Annotated in this window: 15 protein-coding genes; 4 read left to right on the forward strand and 11 right to left on the reverse strand. The window is 67.3% G+C overall.

Annotation, left to right across the window (positions count from 1 at the left end; genetic code table 11):
- Nucleotides 1-127 precede the first annotated feature (127 nt).
- A complete protein-coding gene (locus CVO96_RS16010; RefSeq protein WP_103313087.1) occupies nt 128-2,356 on the forward strand; it encodes an ATP-dependent helicase in 2,229 nt (742 codons plus the stop codon).
- A 90-nt stretch (nt 2,357-2,446) separates the two neighbouring features.
- On the opposite strand, the gene CVO96_RS16015 is transcribed toward CVO96_RS16010, so the two are convergent.
- Complete coding sequence (locus CVO96_RS16015) at nt 2,447-2,980, reverse strand: chromate transporter (protein ID WP_103313088.1); 534 nt, start codon at nt 2,978-2,980, stop codon at nt 2,447-2,449.
- Entirely contained in the window at nt 2,973-3,575 is a 603-nt protein-coding gene (locus tag CVO96_RS16020) for a chromate transporter (RefSeq protein ID WP_103313089.1), read from the reverse strand. The genes CVO96_RS16015 and CVO96_RS16020 overlap by 8 nt, the downstream gene beginning before the upstream one ends.
- Before the next feature lie 192 nt (nt 3,576-3,767).
- Here CVO96_RS16020 and CVO96_RS16025 point away from each other — a divergent pair, with 192 nt between their 5' ends.
- Complete coding sequence (locus CVO96_RS16025) at nt 3,768-4,142, forward strand: ArsR/SmtB family transcription factor (protein WP_103313090.1); 375 nt, start codon at nt 3,768-3,770, stop codon at nt 4,140-4,142.
- Complete coding sequence (locus tag CVO96_RS16030; protein WP_103313091.1) at nt 4,139-4,681, forward strand: SRPBCC domain-containing protein; 543 nt, start codon at nt 4,139-4,141, stop codon at nt 4,679-4,681. Before CVO96_RS16025 ends, CVO96_RS16030 begins: the two co-directional genes overlap by 4 nt.
- Nucleotides 4,682-4,822: 141 nt before the next feature.
- Here CVO96_RS16030 and clpB read toward each other — a convergent pair whose 3' ends face one another.
- The 9 genes from clpB to glnA form a co-directional block, all read right to left on the reverse strand.
- The gene (clpB, locus tag CVO96_RS16035) at nt 4,823-7,381 is read right to left on the reverse strand and encodes an ATP-dependent chaperone ClpB (RefSeq protein WP_103313092.1); all 2,559 of its coding nucleotides are present in this window, start codon (nt 7,379-7,381) and stop codon (nt 4,823-4,825) included.
- Nucleotides 7,382-7,491: 110 nt separating this feature from the next.
- A complete protein-coding gene (locus CVO96_RS16040) occupies nt 7,492-8,100 on the reverse strand; it encodes an Ig-like domain-containing protein (protein ID WP_165795331.1) in 609 nt (202 codons plus the stop codon).
- A 97-nt stretch (nt 8,101-8,197) separates the two neighbouring features.
- Nucleotides 8,198-9,205, reverse strand: a complete 1,008-nt coding sequence (locus tag CVO96_RS16045; protein ID WP_207795325.1) for a lipocalin family protein — start codon at nt 9,203-9,205, stop codon at nt 8,198-8,200.
- A gap of 171 nt (nt 9,206-9,376) precedes the next feature.
- Entirely contained in the window at nt 9,377-10,144 is a 768-nt protein-coding gene (locus tag CVO96_RS16050) for an ABC transporter ATP-binding protein (RefSeq protein ID WP_103313094.1), read from the reverse strand.
- On the reverse strand, nt 10,137-10,946 hold the full coding sequence (locus CVO96_RS16055) for an ABC transporter ATP-binding protein (RefSeq protein WP_103313569.1): 810 nt from the start codon (nt 10,944-10,946) through the stop codon (nt 10,137-10,139). Before CVO96_RS16055 ends, CVO96_RS16050 begins: the two co-directional genes overlap by 8 nt.
- Nucleotides 10,947-10,957: 11 nt before the next feature.
- Nucleotides 10,958-12,589 (reverse strand): branched-chain amino acid ABC transporter permease, encoded by a 1,632-nt coding sequence (locus CVO96_RS16060; RefSeq protein WP_103313095.1) that lies wholly within the window; start codon nt 12,587-12,589, stop codon nt 10,958-10,960.
- Nucleotides 12,586-13,599 carry a branched-chain amino acid ABC transporter permease gene (locus CVO96_RS16065; protein ID WP_103313570.1) on the reverse strand — a complete coding sequence of 338 codons (1,014 nt, stop codon included), beginning with the start codon at nt 13,597-13,599 and terminating at the stop codon, nt 12,586-12,588. The genes CVO96_RS16060 and CVO96_RS16065 overlap by 4 nt, the downstream gene beginning before the upstream one ends.
- A 351-nt stretch (nt 13,600-13,950) precedes the next feature.
- Entirely contained in the window at nt 13,951-15,108 is a 1,158-nt protein-coding gene (locus CVO96_RS16070) for a branched-chain amino acid ABC transporter substrate-binding protein (protein ID WP_103313096.1), read from the reverse strand.
- A 294-nt stretch (nt 15,109-15,402) separates the two neighbouring features.
- Entirely contained in the window at nt 15,403-16,716 is a 1,314-nt protein-coding gene (gene glnA / locus CVO96_RS16075; protein WP_207795355.1) for a type I glutamate--ammonia ligase, read from the reverse strand.
- Between the two features lie 477 nt (nt 16,717-17,193).
- On the opposite strand from glnA, the gene CVO96_RS16080 reads away from it, so the two are divergent.
- Nucleotides 17,194-19,350 carry a glutamine synthetase III family protein gene (locus CVO96_RS16080; protein WP_103313098.1) on the forward strand — a complete coding sequence of 719 codons (2,157 nt, stop codon included), beginning with the start codon at nt 17,194-17,196 and terminating at the stop codon, nt 19,348-19,350.
- The last annotated feature ends 188 nt before the right edge of the window (nt 19,351-19,538 follow it).

A 19,538-nucleotide genomic window follows, 5' to 3' on the forward strand; every position in this document is an offset into this window, starting at 1 on the left:
CGTGCCCTGACCGGGAACACGGTGGGCCGGGGCCGCCCAGCGGGGGCCTGGTTCCGGGGGGGCCGGCATGGTATCTCGGCCCAATCGATTACGCTCAAAACAGAACGTCTCCTGCTAGACTGGGGCAGTGAGTTCCGGCCCCGATCTGCTGTCCAACCTCAACCCGACCCAGGCCCAGGCCGCCGACCACTACACCGGCCCGGCGCTGGTCATCGCCGGCGCCGGCAGCGGCAAGACCCGCACGCTGATCTACCGCATCGCCCACCTGATCGGGCACTACGGGGTCGATCCCGGCGAGATCCTGGCCGTGACCTTCACCAACAAGGCCGCCGCCGAGATGCGCGAGCGGGCCAAGCATCTGGTCGGCGGCGCCGACAAGCTCTGGATGAGCACCTTCCACTCGGCGGGCGTCCGCATCCTGCGGGCCTACGGCGAGCACATCGGATTGAAACGAGGCTTCGTCATCTACGACGACGACGACCAGCTCGACGTCATCAAGGAGGTCATGGGCAGCATCCCCGGCATCGGCCCGGACACCAGCCCGCGCGTGATCCGGGGCATCCTCGACCGGGCCAAGAGCAACCTGATGACCCCGGACGACCTGGCACGGAGCTACGAGCCGTTTATCAGCGGCCTGCCCAAAGACGTCGCCGCCGAGGCCTACCGCCGCTACGAGGCGCGCAAGAAGGGCCAGAACGCCATCGACTTCGGCGACCTGATCACCGAGACCGTGCGCCTGTTCCACGAGGTGCCGGGCGTGCTGAACGCCGTGCAGAACCGCGCGCGGTTCATCCACGTGGACGAGTACCAGGATACGAACAAGGCGCAGTACGAACTGACTCGGCTGCTGGCCTCGAGAGACCGGAACCTGCTGGTGGTGGGCGATCCCGATCAGTCGATCTATAAATTTAGAGGCGCGGATATACAAAATATCCTCGATTTCCAGAAAGATTACCCCGATGCCAAAGTCTATATGCTGGAGCATAACTACCGCTCCAGCGCGCATGTGCTGAATCTGGCGAACAAGCTCATCGAGAACAACGCCGAGCGGCTGGAGAAGACCCTGAAGGCCGTGAAGGAGGATGGGCACCGGGTCGTGTTCCACCGCGCCACGGACCACCGCGCCGAGGGCGATTTCGTGGCCGAGTGGCTGACCCGCCTGCACACCCTGGAGGGCCGGCCCTACACCGACATGGCGATCCTGTACCGCACCAACGCCCAGTCCCGCGTGATCGAGGAGTCGCTGCGCCGGGTGCAGATTCCGGCCAAGATCGTGGGCGGCGTGGGCTTCTATGACCGCCGCGAGATCAAGGACATCCTGGCCTACGCCCGGCTCGCCATCAACCCATCGGACGACGTGGCCCTGCGCCGCATCATCGGGCGGCCCAAGCGCGGCATCGGCGATACGGCGCTGGAGAAGCTGATGGAGTGGGCACGCCTCCACCACTCGAGCCTGCTGGACGCCTGCGCCAAGGCCGCGGATCACGGCATCCTCGACCGGGGGGCGCAGAAGGCCGTGGACTTCGCCGCCCTGATGGCCGCCATGAGCGACGCCGCCGACAACTACGAGCCCGCCCCCTTCCTGCGCTACGTGATCGAGTCCAGCGGCTACCTCGATCTGCTGAAACAGGAAGGCCCGGAAGGTCAGGTTCGTATGGAGAACCTCGACGAACTCATCAACGCTGCCGAGGAATGGGCGCAGTCCCAGGATCACGCGGGCACCATCGGAGACTTCCTGGACGACGCCGCGCTGCTGTCCTCCGTGGACGACATGCGCACCAGGCAGGAGAACAAGGGCACCCCCGAGGACGCCGTGACTCTGATGACCATGCACAACGCCAAGGGCCTGGAATTTCCCGTGGTGTTCATCGTGGGGGCCGAGGAGGGACTGCTCCCCAGCCGCGGCGCGCTGGTCGAGGCGGGCGGCATCGAGGAAGAGCGGCGATTGTTCTACGTGGGCATCACCCGCGCCATGGATCGCCTGTTCCTGACCGCCGCCGAGAACCGCATGCAGTACGGCAAGACCAACGCCGCCGAGGACAGCCGCTTCCTGGAGGAGCTGGGGGACGGTTTCGACACCATCGACCCCTACGGGCAGGTCGTGGAATACCGCGCCAAGAGCTGGAAGCAGTACCGGCCCACCGTGCCGGTGACGCCCAGCGCGGTGAAGAACACCAGTTCCCTGACCGCCGAGATGGCGTACCGGGGGGGCGAGAAGGTCACGCATCCCAAGTTCGGCGGCGGGCAGGTGCTGGCGGTGGCCGGCACCGGAGACCGGCAGGAGGTGACGGTGCATTTTCCCAGCGCGGGCACCAAGAAGCTCCTCGTTAAATTCGCCAACCTGAGCCCGGCGTAGCTGGGGGCGCCGCCCCCTGGCTTCGGCCGGAACAGCGGATCGGCGCGAGGGTCACGTCAGCTGCTCCCCCACGGCGCTGAAGTGCCCGCCCTAGAGCCCCAGCACCGCCCCCAGCACCGCCGCGCCCAGCACCACCCACACCGAATTCACGCGCGTGCGCCAGAGGATCAGGAAGGCGGCCAGCGCCAGTCCCGCGCCCGCCCAGCTGTGAATGCTGGTCTGGGCGAGCACCAAGGCGCCGGCCAGCAGCACGCCGGCCCCGAAGGGCAGCAGGGCGTCGCGGAAGGCGACCAGCCAGGGGTGGGTGGAAAAGCGCTGCCAGACCAGGGCCGCCGCCGCGCTCAGCAGGGCGGTGGGGCCGTAGAAGCCCAGGGTGGCGGCCGCCGCGCCGCTCCAGCCGTCAATGGCGAAGCCGTAGTGGGTGACCGAGAGCATGTTCGGCCCCGGCATCAGCTGGCCCAGCGAGAATCCGTTGGCCAGCGTGGCGGGCGTGATCCAGTGCCGGGTGCCCACCAGCACGCGCTCGATCTCGGCGAGGTTGGCCCCTCCGAAACTGATCAGGCCGAGGCGTGCAAATTCGAGCAGCAGGGTCAGGAAGCCCGGCCCACTTCCCGGTTCAGTCATGCGGTGGTACCCGGCGCGGACGGTTGAGGATCAGCCCGGCGCCCACCAGCGCGGCGAAGACCGGCAGCAGATCCAGGCGCAGGGCGCCCAGCGCCAGGAAGGTCAGGGAGGACAGCACGGCGCCGCCCCGCACCCTCAGGGCGACCCTGACCACGGGGATGGCCGCCGTGAGCAGCACCGCCAGGGCCGCACAGGCCGCGCCCCGCAAGGCGCTCTGCAGGACTGGCGGCAGGCCGACGCCCACCAGCAGGGCAGAGGCCCCGAGCATCACGATCAGGCCAGGACACAGGATGCCGGCCACCGCGGCCAGGGCGCCCAGCCCCCCCGCCTCCCTGGCCCCGATCATGGCCGCCAGATTCACGGCGTTCGGGCCGGGGGTCAGCTGAGCCAGGGTGTAGGACTCGGCGAACTGCGCGTCCGTCATCCAGCCCTGGGCCAGCACGGCCCGGCGCGTGTGGGCCGGCAGCCCCCCGCCGACGCCCGAGAGGGCCACGCCCGTGAACACCCGGAACAGGGCCGCCGGAGTCGAGGGCTGCGGCGCTCCCGCTCCCTCCGGCAACGCGGCCGAGGTGGGCCGCAGGGGAGAGGACGTCATGCCCCGAGGCTACGCTGCCGCTGGCTGTGTAGGGCCGTTCCTGCCTGGGGAACAGGGCGGTTAAGACCGATTCATGCGCGGTGAGTGGGGACACCCCAGATATGATCGTATATGCCTTGACAGGAATATTCGTACCATGGAATAATATAATCAGCAGGCAATCGATGCTGGAGGAGGTGATCCACCGAGCCCTTGAACACCGCCACGTTCACCGCCCTCGCCGACCCCTACCGGCTGCAGATGGTGGAGTTGCTGCGCCGTCAGCCCCTCGCGGTCGGGGAAATCGCCAGCCGCCTCGGACTCCGGCAGCCGCAGACATCCAAGCACCTGCGGATTCTCAGCGACGCCGGCATCATCGACATGCAGGCCAGCGCCAACCGCCGGATCTGCAGCCTGCGCCCTGAGCCCTTTCGGGAGCTGGACGCCTGGATCTCCGAGTACCGGCTGCTCTGGGAGGAACGCTTCGATCAGCTGGACACCTACCTGCAAACCCTTCAGACCGATCCGACCGCCACCCGCCCGCCACCTCTCCCGAACGACCCGACCAAGCCAGGAGGAGAATCATGACCAGCCCGACGAGCCGCCCCACCCCCGTGCCCGCCCTGACCCACCGTGTCGAGGAGGGCAAGGAACTCGTTCTGGAGCGCATGTTCCAGGCGCCGCCTGCCCTGGTCTTCGAGGCCTTCACGCGGGCGGAGCACCTGCGCCACTGGTGGGGGCCGCGCGGCTGGGTACTCAGCCACTGCACGGTCGACCTGCGTCCTGGTGGACGCTGGCACTACTGCATGAAGTGCGTCGACCAGAATCAGGGCGAGTTCTACGTCATGGAGTCGTGGGGCCTGGGGGTCTACGAGGAGATCGTCGCCCCCAAGCGCCTGACCTACACCGACTATTTCTCGGACGCCCAGGGGGCCATCAACGAGGCCATGCCGGCCACCCGGGCGATCCTGACCTTCGAGGGGGTCGAGGGAGGCACGAAGGTCGTCAGCCGCTCCGTGTACAGCACGCCCGAGGCTCTGGTCACGGTGATGGAGATGGGCATGTTGCAGGGCATCAGCGAAACGTGGGATCGTCTGAGCGAATTTCTGGCCGATCGGCCGGGCTGACCGCCGGCTCCCGCCGTCAGATGGCTGGAAGGGAGGCACCGCAGTCGATACGGTGCCTCCCTTCCCCTTTGTGGTGATGTGCCCAAGTCTGTCAATCCTGCTCACGGGAAAACAAAACTCTCAGCGATGCTCCTCCTGCGCTCAGTTCAGCACGCCGGTCTGGAAGCTGAAGCGGCTGCCGTCGTACTCCACGTTCAGGCTGGAGTTGTCGGGCACATGGCCCTGCAGGATCTCCCTGGCCAGCGGCGTCTCGATCTCACGCGAGATGGCGCGGCGCAGCGGCCTCGCCCCGAAGGCGGGATCGTAGCCCACCTCGGCCAGCCGCTGCTTGGCGGCCTCCGTCAGGTGCAGGGTCACGCGTCGGTCGGCCAGGCGCTTTCTCAGGCTGTCGAGCTGGATCTCCACGATGCGCGTCAGGTCGGCCTGGGTCAGGGCGTCGAACACGATGATGTCGTCCACGCGGTTCAGGAACTCGGGGCGGAAGTGCGAGTTGAGTTCGTTCAGTACGGCTTCCCGGATCTCGTCGGGGTCGTCGCCCCGGTGCTGCATCTCCAGGATCAGCGGCGAGCCCACGTTGCTGGTCAGGATGATCAGCGTGTTGCGGAAGTCCACCGTGCGGCCCTGGCCGTCGGTCAGGCGGCCGTCGTCGAGCACCTGCAGCAGCACGTTGAACACGTCCGGGTGCGCTTTCTCGATCTCGTCGAGCAGCAGCACCGAGTAGGGCCGGCGGCGCACGGCCTCGGTGAGCTGGCCGCCTTCCTCGTAGCCCACGTAGCCCGGAGGCGCCCCGATCAGGCGGGCGACCGTGTGCTTCTCCATGTACTCGGACATGTCCAGGCGCACCATCGCGTCACTGGAGTCGAACAGGAACTCGGCCAGCGCCTTGGCCAGCTCGGTCTTGCCCACGCCGGTCGGCCCCAGGAACATGAAACTCCCCAGCGGCCGGTTCGGGTCGTTGAGCCCCGCCCGCGCCCGGCGGATGGCGTCCGAGACGCTCACGATGGCCCGATCCTGCCCGATCACGCGGGCGTGCAACCCTTCTTCCAGGCGCATCAGCTTCTCGCGCTCGCCCTCCATCAGCTTGCTGGCGGGCACCCCGGTCCAGCGACTCACCACGGCGGCCACGTCCTCCTCGGTGACCTGGGTGTGGGCGAACTCGGCGCCCTTGAGCTTGCTGGTCAGCTCGGCCACGTCCTTCTCCAGCCCCGGCAGCTGACCGTATTCCAGCTCGGCGGCCCGCTGCAGGTCGTAGTCGCGCCGGGCCTTCTCGATGTCGGTTCGCACCTGATCCAGCGCGTCGCGCTTGGCCTTCAGGCTGTGCACGTCGCCCTGCTCGGCCTGCCAGCGCGACCTCACGTCGCCCAGCTCGTCGCCCAGCTTCTTCAGGCTATCCTCGATGTCCAGCAGGCGGTTCTGCGAGTCCTGATCCTTCTCGCGCTTCAGAGCCTCGCGCTCGATCTCCAGCTGCAGCTTGCGGCGCTGCAGCTGATCCACGCGCTCGGGGCTCGATTCCAGCGCCATCCGCAGGCGGGCCGCCGATTCGTCGATCAGGTCGATGGCCTTATCCGGCAGCTGCCGATCCGTGATGTAGCGGTGCGAGAGCCGCGCCGCCGCGACCAGCGCCGGGTCGGTGATTTCCACGTTGTGATGCACCTGATACCGGTCTTTGATGCCGCGCAGGATCGAGATGGTGTCCTCCACCGAGGGCTCATCCACGAACACCGGCTGGAAGCGGCGTTCCAGCGCCGAGTCCTTCTCGATCTCACGGTACTCGTCCAGCGTGGTCGCGCCGATCAGGTGCAGCTCCCCGCGCGCCAGCGCCGGCTTGAGCATGTTGCCGGCGTCCGGGCTGCCCTCGGTCTTGCCCGCGCCGACGATCGTGTGCAGCTCGTCCACGAACAGGATGATCTCGCCGGCCGACCCGACCACCTCGTCAATGACGCCCTTGAGGCGTTCCTCGAACTCGCCCCGGTATTTGGCTCCGGCCAGCAGGCTGCCCATCTCCAGGCTCACGATGCGCTTGTTCTTCAGGCCCTCCGGCACGTCGCCCGAGACGATCCGCATGGCGAGGCCCTCGGCGATGGCGGTCTTGCCCACGCCGGGCTCGCCGATCAGCACCGGGTTGTTCTTGGTGCGCCGCAGCAGGATCTGCATGGCGCGGCGGATTTCCTCGTCGCGGCCGATCACCGGGTCGAAGCGGCCGTCTCTGGCGCGCTGCGTCAGGTCGGTGCCGTACTTGTTCAGGGCGTCGAACTGGCCCTCGGACGATTTGTTGGTCACGGTCTTTCCTTTGCGCCCTTCATTGAGCGCGCGGTTCAGGTCGGCTTCACTGGGCAGGCCCTTCCCTCTGTACTCGCCGCGCAGCGCCAGCAGCAGGGTATCGGCGGCCACGAAGGAGTCGCCCAGCTGCCCGGCCAGAGTGTCGGCCTTCGTGAAGGCGCGGGATAGGGCGGGATCGAGGTACAGCTGTTCGCCGCCGCCCTGCACGCGCGGGAGGCGGGCAATCTCGGCGTCCAGCGCCGCGCGGGCGGCCGCGAGGTCACCCCCGGCGGCCGTGACGGCGCGCGACGCCGTGTCGTTGTCCAGCATGGTCCGCAGGACGTGGTAGATGGTCAGATTCTGTTGCTGCTGGCTCTGGGCGAGTTGCTGGGCCGCATTCACGGCCTGCGCGCTGGCTTCGGTGAAACGTTCGGGATTCAAGGTGAAACCTCCAGACGGGAAGAGGACTCGGTCGATCTGTCCCCATTCTGGAAGTTGAGTGTGGTCATGTCAAGTTTATTGCGGTTTAAAGTTTGAGATCCGTTTCGCGCTCACCTGTCCACGGGGCCGCGTGGGCAGACCATGCCGCGTCCCCCACGTCCGAAGACCGTGCTGACCGTGAATCTTGGGTCGGCCCTGAGGGTCGCCGTGATGGTCGTGCGCCCGACCTGCCGGCTGCACACGGATCGAACCATGCCGGTCTGATCCACGGTGGCGACGCTGGGGTCGCCGGATGTCCACACCACCTCGCGGCTGACCGATCCCGGCGCATCGAGAAAGAGGTGGTAGCGCTGGAAGTAGGGCCAGGAGCCGACCACCATCGTGTTATCTGAATGGACACCCACGAAGCGAAAATCACGGATCAGGGGAGCGCCCCGAACCGGCCGCAGTCGGACGACGACGGGAGTCGCCCTCACCGGGCCGCAGCCGTCGTACTGGACAACGATGTTTTTCACTGTCTGCGGCTCGTACCAGCGGCGCTTCACGGTCAGGCCATAGCTGCCGTCCCGGTGCGGATCAATCTTCAGCCAGGGCGCGTTCCACGCCTCCATATCGCTCGAGCGGGCCAGCACCTGCCCCCGCTCGTTCTTGACCGTGATGTCGAGAGCCGGGCGCCCGATGTCGGTGCAGACCATGCGCGGCGGCGGGGGGATCTGCACGGCTCTGGGTGCTGACGAGGCACCTGCGATCAGGCCAAAAAGCGCGGACAGGAGCAGCATGACCCACGCTACCCCCTGCCCGTGACGGGTCGCTGACCTACTTGCCCAGGTTCGCCGGAATCCGCCCCCCCTCCTCGCGGCTCAGCACGCCACCCACGAACTCGCCCATGCCCTGCGCGGTCACCGGCGCTCCGTCCGCCGTCCCTGTGCCCGCCACTGGCCCCTCCCAGTACGCTATCGAGGTCGTCCTGCTCAGCAGTTCCTGATCGTCGCGCAGGGGCGTTAAGCTCAGTTCCAGGCTGGGGGCTTTCACCGTCCATTCCAGCACGTAATCGCGTCCGCTGGGGCTGCGCCAGGTGCGGTTCGGCGTCAGCGTCATGTCCGGCACCACTCTGGCCACGCCGTCGGCGCCTACCCGCGAGCCGATCACCTGCACGACCCTGCCCTGGGCGTCGCGCATCCGGTAGACCATCAGATCCGAGCCGTCGGACAGGTTCACGCCGAACCAGTCCCACAGCGCCCGGCGCCCCGGCAGCTGGTCGCCCCACTGGTGGTCGAGCCACACGGTGCCCCGCGCCTCGCGCGGCTGCCCGGCGACCTCCACCGTGCCCGAGACCGCCAGCCGCGTGATGCTCTGGTAGTACAGCCGCCCGACCTCAGCGGTGCCGGAGTAGCCCGGTGGATGCACCACAGGCGACTTCAGGGGGGTGAGCGTCAGGTTCAGCGGCCCGGCGGTCAGGCGGTACGTGGCGTCCATCTGCTTGAGCGTCCAGTCGCCCTGCTGCACCAGCAGCGGCGGAAAGCCGAAACGGGCCGTCTGCACGTCGTTTTCCACGAAGTTCAGCGGGCTCCCCCGGAGGTCGGTCACGGCCACGTGCGAGGCGTAATAGGGCAGGCCCCGGTAATTGACCTTGAACTGCGCCCAGTGGAAGGCCAGCCCCGATTCCGGCAGCACCCCGGAGACGTACCACCACTCGGTCGCCGCGTTGTTCGGCCCCAGGGCGTCCGGCGCCGGCATGCGGTTCGGGTCAAAGGCCAGCGGGGCGGGCATACAGGCGGTCATCAGCAGGCCGGACAGCAGCAGCCCCAGGGGCAGAAGTCGCATAGGACACGCTACAGGGCTGGGCCAGGGGGACACTGTCGTGGAGCGTGCAGAAGGCAGAAGGCGAAAGGCAGATGGCCATAAGAAAAGGGCGCCCCCAACAACCATCGTGGGAGCGCCCCTCATTCGAAGTTCGACCTTTAGCCGTCTGCCCTCAGCCTTCCGCCTTCTGCATCATTCGTCCCCCAGATACGCCTTGCGCACGCTCTCGTCCTGCGCGATGTCGGAGGCGATGCCGGACAGCTTGATCTCGCCGGTCTGCATCACGTAGGCGCGGTGGGCGATCTGCAGGGCCATGTTGGCGTTCTGCTCGACCAGCAGGACGGTCGTGCCGTGTTCGCTGTTGAGCTTCTGCACGATGTCGAAGATGGCCTCCACGAACAGCGGCGAGAGGCCCATTGAGGGCTCGTCCAGCAGCAGCAGCTTGGGGGCGACCATCAGCGCGCGGGCGATCGCCAGCATCTGCTGTTCGCCGCCCGACATGGTGCCGCCGACCTGATGCTCGCGTTCCTTCAGGCGTGGGAAGTAGCCGAAGCCCTCCTGCACGCGGGCCTCCACCGTCGCCTTGTCGGTCACGGTGTAGGCGCCGACGTCCAGGTTCTCGCGCACGGTCAGCTGCGGAAAGATGCGCCGGCCCTCGGGCACGTGGGAGATGCCCATCTGCATGATGTGGTGGGCGGGAATGCCGGCGATGGTCTTGCCCTGGTAGCTGAGCGCGCCGCTGCGGGGCTTCATCATGCCGCTGATGGTGCGCAAGGTGGTGGTCTTGCCCGCCCCGTTGCCGCCGATCAGGGCCACGATCTCGCCCTCGTTCACGGTCATGGTGATGCCCTTCAGGGCGTGGATGTGGCCGTAATAGGTGTGGACGTCGTGGAGTTCCAGCATGGGCGTGCCCGTGCCAGTCCCGGACGCCCGGACACCCGTCGAGACTGCGTCAGGCATGGGGGCGCTCCTCCTTTCCGTATTCCCCGGCGGCGGCGCCGCGCCCCAGGTACGCTTCCATCACGCGCGGGTCGTTGCGCACCTGATGGGGCAGGCCCTCGCTGATCTTGGAGCCGTAGTCCAGCACGGTGATGTACTCGCTCAGGGTCATGACCAGCCGCATGTCGTGTTCGATCAGGCAGACCGTCACGCCGAGTTCGTCGCGCACCCGGCGGATCAGGGCCTTGAGGTCTTCGGTCTCGCGGGGGTTCATGCCGGCGGCGGGTTCGTCCAGCAGGATCAGCTTGGGCGTGGTCGCCAGCGCGCGGGCGATCTCCAGCTTGCGCTGGTCGCCGTAGGGCAGGTTGGTGGCGAGTTCGTTCTTCCAGCGGCCCAGCCCCACGAAGTCCAGCATGATCCGCGCGGCGTCACGCGCCTCCTGCTCGGACTCGTGGAACTTCTTCGTGTGCAGCACGGCGTCCACGAAACCGCTTTTTAGGCGCGAGTGCCGGCCCACCATGATGTTTTCCTCGCTGCTCATGGTCGAGAACAGCCGGATGTTCTGGAAGGTGCGCGCGATGCCGGCCTGCGTGACCTGATCGGGTCGCAGGCCCACCAGCTCGCGCCCGCCCAGGCGGATGGTGCCGCGCGTGGGCGTATAGATGCCGGTGATCATGTTGAAGAAGGTGGTCTTGCCCGCGCCGTTCGGCCCGATTACCGAGACGATCGAGCGCTCGGGGATGCTCATGGTCACGTCGTTCACGGCCGTGAGCCCGCCGAACTCCTTGGTGACGTTCTGGACGTCGAGAATGTTCCCGCTCATGCTGACCCCCGTCACCGCGCGCCCCCGCTGCGTTCGTCTTCCTTGGCCGGCGCCAGCCCCGGACTGAGCACCTCGGTCAGCCCGGTGGACAGGTCGCCGCCCTCGCCCCGGCCACTGTCGTCTTCCTGATTGTCGTCGTGGTGCAGTTCCAGCGTGCGGCGCCGGCTGGGCAGCAGCCCCTCGGGGCGCAGCAACATCATGGCGACCAGGATCGCGCCGAAGATGAGGCGCTGCAGCTGGCCCGGATTGACCTGCTGGGGAATGCCCAGGTTGGCGGTGGCCTCGCCCAGCCCCGGCAGGATGCGCAGGTTGAGCAGCGTGACCACCGCCGCGCCCAGGATCACGCCGGGGAACGAGCCCATGCCTCCCAGGATGACCATGCTCAGCACGCCGATGCTCTGGAACAGGTTGAAGGACTCGGGCGAGATGAAGGTCTGCTTGGCGGCGAAGATCATGCCCATGACGCCCGCGAAGGAGGCGCCGGTGGCGAAGGCGATCAGCTTGGTCTGCACCAGCGGCACGCCCATCGCCTGCGCGGCCACCTCGTCGTCGCGGATGGCGATCCAGGCCCGCCCGATGCGGCTGCGGTCGAGCCGGATGTTCACGGTCAGGATGACCACGATCACGGCCAGCACCAGGAAATACAGGAACAGCAGGTAGTACTGATCCTCGCTGAAGCCCAGCGCGCCGGCCAGCGAGTCGAACCACGGCACGGAGGCGCTCTTGATCGGGGTAATGCCCTGCGAGCCGGCCGTGTACAGGTCGAGGTTGTTCGCCAGCACCCGGATGACTTCCCCCAGCCCCAGAGTGATGATCGCCAGGTAATCGCCCTTCAGGCGCAGCACCGGCAGGCCGATCAGCACGCCCACGATGGCGGCCGCCATGATGCTCAGGGCCAGGAACAGCCAGAAGAACCCTGGATTGATGCCCGTGGCCAGCGACTCCGCCTGCCCGGACATCAGCACGACCACGGCGCGCGCACTCAGCGTCAGGCCGGCGATCAGGCCAAAGCTGGCGAGCCGGAAGCTCCAGGTGGTCGTTCGGGTGGGGGCGGTGCGGGCGGTCAGGCGGTTGATATACACCATGCTGGCGATCGTCACGACCGTCAGGAACAGCCCGATGGCGAGCGTGCCGGCGTTCGTGGCGCCCGGATTCTCGCCGTAGTATTTGAGAACCTCGCTGAAGCGTGGGCTGGCGAAGATGCCCCAGGTGTAGGCGCCCACAGCGAAGAAGGCCACGTAGCCCAGGTCGAGCAGGCCCGCTAAGCCCACCACGATGTTCAGGCCCAGCGCCAGCGCCGCAAAGATCATGATCTGGATGCTCAGGTCGAGCAGGGAGGTGTCCTCGCGCCCGGCCAGCGGCAGGACGAAGAGCAGACTGCCGATCCCGACCAGCAGTTTGGCCCAGGGCGCCGCCCGCCACAGGTGCGCGAAGAGGACGTTGGCCAGGAACAGCGAGACGAACAGGGCTTCCACGATAGGGTTGCGCAGGAAGCTGCCCAGCGGCCCCAGGCTTTCCAGCAGCGGCGCGTTGTGCGAGATCAGCAGCACGGCGCTGGTCAGCACGAAGAAGATCACCAGCAGGAGGGTGCGGTCGGGCATAGGTCTGGCCCGGCCCGGCGCCGGCTTCATCGTGGCCGTCATACCTTCTCCACGTTGCTCTTGCCGAGCAGGCCGGTGGGCTTGAAGATCAGGATCAGCACCAGCACGATGAAGGCCCCGATCCGCTGGTACGAGGCGTCGATGGCCTCCAGGTTGGCCGAGCCGACCACCGAGCCCAGGATGTTGGTCACCCCGATCAGGTTCTGGATCACGCCCAGCAGCAGGCCGCCCAGCACCGCGCCGGGAATCGAGCCGATGCCGCCCAGCACGGCCGCCGTGAAGGCCACGATGCCGGGGTCGAAGCCGCTGTAGGCGTTCACGGTGCCGAACTTCATGCCGAACAGCACGCCGCTGATGCCGCCCAGCGCCCCGCCGATCAGGAAGGTGGCGGAGATCATGCGGTTGGAATCGATGCCCATCAGGCCGGCGGTCACGCGGTCCTGCGCCACGGCGCGAATGGCCGTGCCGAGGCGGGTGTGGTTCACCAGATAGTTCAGGACAAACAGGCTGATCCCCGCCACGATCAGCAGGATCACGTCTTTGAGCTGCACCTCGATGCCGATGGTCTGCAGCGCTGCACCGATGGCCGGGCACGTCGAATCCGGCCCGCAGAAGCGCGTGGCGAACCCGGTGGGCAGGGTGTAGGTCAGGTCGAAGCGGCCCTGGAAGCCCTCGATGATCCGCAGGAGATCCTGCAGGATCAGCGAGACCCCGATGGCCGTGATGAGGGGCACCAGCTTGGGCGCGTTGCGCAGCGGCCGGTAGGCCAGGCGCTCGATCACCACGTTCAGCAGGCCCGAGACCAGCATGGCGGCGATCAGCGCCACGAGCAGCTTGAGATACCCGTTCATGGCCACGTTCTGCAGCACGCGGAAGACCTCGAAACCGACCACCGCGCCGGTCACGAACACCTCCGAGTGCGCGAAATTGATCAGCTGCAGGACTCCGTAGACCATGGTGTAGCCCAGCGCGATGATGGCGTACACCGCGCCCAGCACCAGGCCGCCGACGATCACGTTGACCAGGAAGGGGAGAAGAACGGCGAGATCCAAGAACATCAACTCCTTTCAGTGACCTTGTGCCAACCAGAAGACGGCGTCACGACAAGCTTGAAACGGTGTTTAGCGAAAAAAAAGTGTTCAGCGAAAAAGCGCGCGGCAGAGCATGGGCGCGGAGCAGGAAGCGACAGCTCGGTGTGGGCGGCAGAGGCTCGGGCGCTGGGACAAGATGGGCCACAGTGTCACATTGGCGTCCGGAATGGTAGTCCCAGGCGCGGGGCACGGGTGTCCAGCGCTCCGCCCGCTCCCCGGGCCCCTGAACGTCACTGGGCATCTCCACTCCACCGGGCACCTGAAAATGGGGCCGGGCGACTCGCCCGGCCCCACCGTCCAGCGGGGTGAAGCTTACTGCCTGGCCGGCTTGACGGCGATGGACGAGTTCAGCTTGAACTTGCCGCCGGTCACGCCCACCACGTACATGGTGGCGGCGCGGCGGTCGCCCACCGAGTTGAAGGACACGTTGCCCGAGAGCAGGCCGGTGAAGTTGCCCTTGCGGATGGCGGTCTCGACCTGGGCGCGGCTGGGCAGCTTGTTGCCGTTGGCGCGGGCGGCGCTCAGGATGCCCTGCAGGACGACCTTGGCGGCGTCGTAGCCGAAGGCGCCGAAGCCCTGGGCGTCGTCGTTGAAGGTCTTCTTGAAGCTGGCGGCGAAGACCTTGGCGGCCGGCAGCGCCTCGATGGGCGCGGCCACCGTGGTGAAGTAGATGTTGTTGGCGTTCGCGGCGCCCACGATGGTCGGCAGCTCGCCACTGTCCAGACCGTCGCCGCCGACCACGGGGGTCGCCACGCCGGATTCACGCAGCTGCTTGATGAACACGCCGACCTGGTTGTAGATGCCGCCGAAGTAGATGGCGTCGGGCTTCTGCAGCTTGATCTTGGCGATGATCGAGGAGAAGTCGCTCTTCTCCTCGGTGCCTTCGTTGGCGGCCACGGCCACACTCTTGGCCTTGAGGGCCTTCTCGACCTCGGCCGCCAGCCCTTCGCCGTAGGCGGTCTTGTCGTTGATGATGTAGACCTTCTTGGCCTTCAGCACGTCGCTGACGAAGTTGGCGCCGGCGCCGCCCTGGGCGTCGTCGCGGGCCACGATGCGGTTCATGTTGCTCAGGCCGCGGTCCGTGACCTGATTGGCGGTGTTGGCGGGGCTGACCATCGCCACGCGGCTGGCGACCAGCGCGGCCGAGGAGGGGATCGCCACGCCGGAGTTCAGGGTGCCCACGACGGCCAGGATCTGGCGGTCGGCGGCGATTTTGCGGGCGGCGGCAGTGCCGGTGGCGGGGTCGGCCTGGTCGTCGTAGGGCACGAGCTGCAGGTCGAAGCCCAGCTTCTTGAAGGCGGCCTTGTACTCGTTGACGGCCAGCTGCGTGCCGTTGCGGATCTGGGTGCCCAGGTCGCTCTGGCCGCCGGACAGCGGGCTCAGGGAGGCGATGCGGATGGTGGTCTGGGCACCGGCGGTGCCGAGGGCGAGGGCGGCCAGAACAGACAGGCTCAGGGCAGTTTTCTTCATGAATCCTCCGGATACGGGTACACGTCGGGCCGTCTGGCCCGGGTGCGGTGTGGTGATTCGGCAATTCTAGGCATGGTCTTGAATTGAAGTCAATGCGCCTCTCACCTTTGGTGCGAAACGTTGCAGCCTGACTCCTGGAATCAGAGACCGGAAATTGCCTGAACGATCTGTTTGTGGCAATATCTGTGCTCGCGAGTCTGCACTTTCTAAATCTCGTCGCTTGATTTGCTTTCCGCGGCGCAAGCGTTCCGTGCCACGCTCGCTGGCGGCGGGGCGGGAGGCCCAGGACGCCGTTCAGATGAGGTCGAGGTAGCGCTCCAGTTCCCAGGCATGAACCGTGGCGCTGTATTCCCGCCACTCGGCCTGCTTGGCCTCCACGAAGTGGTCGAGGACATGCTCGCCCAGCGCCTGCGCGATCACCTCATCCTTCTGGAGTTCCTCCACGGCCTCGCGCAGATCCGTGGGCAGCTCCTTGACGCGGTGGTGGCGCTTCTCGCGCACCGTCATGCGGAAGATGTTGCGCTGGATGGCGGGTGGCGGCTCCATCTGCTGCCCCACGCCGTCCAGCCCGGCGGCCAGCATCACCGCCAGGGCCAGGTAGGGGTTGCAGCTGGGATCGGGCATCCGGACCTCGGCGCGCGTGGAGTTGCCGCGCTTGGCTGGAATCCGGATCAGCGCCGAGCGGTTGGAGGTGCTCCAGGCGATGTTCACGGGTGCCTCGAAACCCGGCACCAGCCGCTTGTAGGAGTTCACCAGCGGATTCGTGATCGCGGTCATGCCGCCGGCGTGGTCGAGCAGCCCGGCGATGAAGGCTTCCGCCGTGCGCGACAGGCCGTGCTCGCCCGCCGGGTCGGCGAAGGCGTTCACCCCGCCTTGGAACAGACTCAGGTGGCAGTGCATCCCGCTGCCGTTCACGCCGGGGATCGGCTTGGGCAGGAAGCTGGCCAGCAGCCCGTACTCCAGCGCCACCCGTTTCACCACGAACTTGAAGGTGGCGATACGGTCCGCCGTTTCCAGGGCCGGCGCGTAGCGGAAATCGATCTCGTGCTGGCCGGGCGCGACCTCGTGGTGCGCGGCCTCGATCTCGAATCCCATCTCGACCAGCTTGTTGGCGATCTCGCGGCGGATGCGCTCGCCCTTGTCGATGGGCGCCAGATCGAAGTAGCCGGCCTTGTCGTGCGTCACCGTGCTGCCCAGGCCCGACGGGGTGCGCTCGAACAGGAAGAACTCGGGCTCGGTGCCCACGAACATCTCGAAGCCCAGGGCGCGGGCCCGCTCGACCTGCAGCTTCAGCACCTGCCGGGGATCACCCGAAAAGGGCGTGCCGTCCGGCAGGGCCACGTCGCAGATCAGGCGGGCGACCCGGCCGCGCTCCCCTTCCTCGCGCGAGAACTGCGGGTAGATCAGGAAGGTGCTCAGATCCGGGCGAAGGAGCATGTCCGACTCCTCGACCCGGGTGAAGCCCTCGACCGCGCTGCCGTCGAAGGTCACGTCGCCGTTCAGCGCCTTGAAGAACTGCGATTTGGGCACCTCGACGTTCTTGGTGGTGCCCAGGATGTCCGTGAACTGCAGCCGCAGGAACTTGACCTCGCCCTGCTGCAGCTCCATGAGGATGCTTTCCTTGGTCGGCGGGGTCTTGGAGGCGGCGGTGCTGGACGTGGCTTTGCTGGATGTCATGGATCGGAAACCTCCGGAAGGGGGCCTGGGGGAGGCGCCAGGGGTGGGCGCCAGCGGTGGGCGCAGGTCGCCCGGCGGGACTTGACGGCGTGATTATGGCGGACGGCTCCCGGAAGGCCGGGGCAGACCACCGCTGAGGGAGACGCTGGAGGCGGGGCGAGGGCGCTCAGGTGTGGATGCAGGTTGTCCACCGGATTGTGCTCCTTGGGAAAGCTCCGGCACAACAATCTGCACGGACTCGCCCGCCGGGTGGGCCGGGAGGGGGCCGGATCGGCCACTTGTTCAGAAGTATTTGACCCCCTGGCGAGCCTGCTCCTATACTCGCAGGCAGTGTCAGGACTTCGCCGCGCGGCGACATCCAGGCAATCGCCAACGCCGCACGGACGAGTGTCCGCCCAAGGGAGCCGCATGAACCATGACTTCGACGTGATCTCCGCTGCCCGCAACTGGCGCACGGACGCCAGCCAGGACGCCACCCCCCACCAGATCGTGTCCGACATCTTCGCCAGCGACGTGCTGGGCCTGGAGCAGCTCAAGACCCGGCTCAGCAAGCCCGTGCATAAGAGTCTGCAGGCCACCCTGGAGCGCGGCGAGACGCTCGATCCGGGAATCGCCGACACGGTCGCGCTGGCCATGAAGACCTGGGCCATGGAAAAGGGCGCCACCCACTACACCCACTGGTTCCACCCGCTGACCGGCTCGACCGCCGAGAAGCACGACTCCTTCGTGACTCCCGCCGGCGACGGGCAGGCCATCGCCACCTTCAGCGGCAAGGAACTGATCCAGGCCGAGCCCGACGCCTCCAGCTTCCCCTCGGGCGGCCTGCGCGCCACCTTCGAGGCGCGCGGCTACACCGCCTGGGACGCCAGCTCCCCGGCCTTCATCATGCGGCACGCCAACGGCGCCACGCTCTGCATCCCCACGGCCTTCGCCTCCTGGACGGGCGAGGCGCTGGACACCAAGACGCCGCTGCTGCGCTCGGTCGAGGCGCTGAATACGGCGGTTACACCCGCGCTGCATCTGTTCGGCGCGAGCGAGGGCACCCGCGTGGGTTCCTCGCTGGGAGCTGAGCAGGAGTATTTCCTGATCGCCGAGGAGTACTTCTACCGCCGCCCCGATCTGGTCATGACCGGCCGCACGCTGTTCGGCGCCCAGCCCCCGCGTGGCCAGGAACTCGAAGACCACTACTTCGGCGCCATTCCGGACCGGGTGCTCACCTTCATGACCGACGCCGAGACCCAGATGTACGCCCTGGGTATCCCGGTCAAGACCCGCCACAACGAGGTCGCCCCCGGCCAGTTCGAGATCGCCCCGATCTACGAGGACTCCAACATCGCCGCCGACCACCAGCAGCTGATCATGCAGATCCTGCGCAACACCGCCCGCAAGTACGGTCTGGTGGCGCTTCTGCACGAGAAACCCTTCGCGGGCATCAACGGCTCGGGCAAGCACTGCAACTGGAGCATGAGCACCAACAAGGGCGAGAACCTGCTGGAGCCCGGCGACACGCCGCACGAGAACATGCAGTTCCTGTTCTTCTGCTCGGCCGTGATCAAGGCCGTGGACGACCACCAGGATCTGCTGCGGATCTCGGTGGCCAGCGCCAGCAACGACCACCGCCTGGGCGCCAACGAGGCACCGCCCGCCATCCTCTCGATCTTCCTGGGCAGCGAGCTGACCGACATCTTCGAGCGCATCGAGAGCGGCCAGGGTGGGCGCGGCACCGCCGCCGGCCTGCTGGGCCTGGGCACCTCGGTGCTGCCGCCGCTGCCGCGCCACGCCGGCGACCGCAACCGCACCAGCCCCTTCGCGTTCACCGGCAACAAGTTCGAGTTCCGCGCGGCGGGCTCTTCCCAGAGCATCTCCTTCCCGATCACCGTGCTCAACCTGATCGTGGCCGACGCCGTGAGCCAGCTCACTGCCGAGCTGCAGCGCAAGCTGGACGGCGGCGCCGATCTGAACACGGCCGTGGCCGAACTGGTGAGGAGCACCTACCAGGCCCACAAGCGCATCGTGTTCAACGGAGACGGCTACTCCGACGCCTGGCACCAGGAAGCCGAGCACACCCGGGGGCTCCTGAACCTGCGAACCTCCCTGGACGCCATCGAGCACCTGAGCAGCCCGAAGAACGCGGCGCTGTTCCAGAAGTTCAGGGTGCTGGACGACCGCGAGCTGGCCGCGCGCCAGGAAATCATGTACGACATCTACTTCAAGACCGTGAACATCGAGGGCGAGACCACCGAGTACATGGCCCGCACCATGATCCTGCCGTCCGCCGTGAAGTACCTGGGCGACCTGCACGCCGCCGGGGACAGCCGCGCGGTCATGGGCATCGAGTCCGAGGTCTCCGGCGCGGCCGACGAGCTGTACGACGCCATCCAGACCCTCAGTGCCCAGAACGCGGCCAGCGGCGGCGACGAGGTGCACGAGAAGGCCCACCACATGCGCGACCACGTGCTGCCCGCCATGCTGAGCGTGCGCCAGGCCGCCGACAAGCTGGAGAAGGTGGTGGCCGAGCAGCACTGGCCGCTGCCGACCTACCGCCAGATGCTCTTCGTGAAGTAAGTCTGGTTATCGGGCCGCTCAAGCAGCTGGATGACTGGGCAGCTGAGTGACTGGAGGGTAAACCGGGATGATCGGCCGGGTTTACCCTCTATTCCGTTGCCGGTGGCTGTGTCGCCGCGGCTCCGCCCCGGTATCACGACCCCCAGCACCGGGTTCGTCCACCCGTCTTCTCCCTTCCGTTGGCGACA

The sequence above is a fragment of the Deinococcus koreensis genome (genome assembly GCF_002901445.1).
GTDB lineage: Bacteria > Deinococcota > Deinococci > Deinococcales > Deinococcaceae > Deinococcus > Deinococcus koreensis.

Coding starts and splice junctions, on each gene's coding strand:
- CVO96_RS16030 (WP_103313091.1), top strand. CDS start 4,139: ATGACCAGCCCGACGAGCCGCCCCACCCCCGTGCCCGCCCTGACCCAC.
- CVO96_RS16015 (WP_103313088.1), bottom strand. CDS start 2,980: ATGACTGAACCGGGAAGTGGGCCGGGCTTCCTGACCCTGCTGCTCGAA.
- CVO96_RS16050 (WP_103313094.1), bottom strand. CDS start 10,144: ATGCCTGACGCAGTCTCGACGGGTGTCCGGGCGTCCGGGACTGGCACG.
- CVO96_RS16020 (WP_103313089.1), bottom strand. CDS start 3,575: ATGACGTCCTCTCCCCTGCGGCCCACCTCGGCCGCGTTGCCGGAGGGA.
- CVO96_RS16070 (WP_103313096.1), bottom strand. CDS start 15,108: ATGAAGAAAACTGCCCTGAGCCTGTCTGTTCTGGCCGCCCTCGCCCTC.
- glnA (WP_207795355.1), bottom strand. CDS start 16,716: ATGGAGCTGCAGCAGGGCGAGGTCAAGTTCCTGCGGCTGCAGTTCACG.
- CVO96_RS16080 (WP_103313098.1), top strand. CDS start 17,194: ATGAACCATGACTTCGACGTGATCTCCGCTGCCCGCAACTGGCGCACG.
- CVO96_RS16060 (WP_103313095.1), bottom strand. CDS start 12,589: ATGACGGCCACGATGAAGCCGGCGCCGGGCCGGGCCAGACCTATGCCC.
- CVO96_RS16055 (WP_103313569.1), bottom strand. CDS start 10,946: ATGAGCGGGAACATTCTCGACGTCCAGAACGTCACCAAGGAGTTCGGC.
- CVO96_RS16045 (WP_207795325.1), bottom strand. CDS start 9,205: ATGCGACTTCTGCCCCTGGGGCTGCTGCTGTCCGGCCTGCTGATGACC.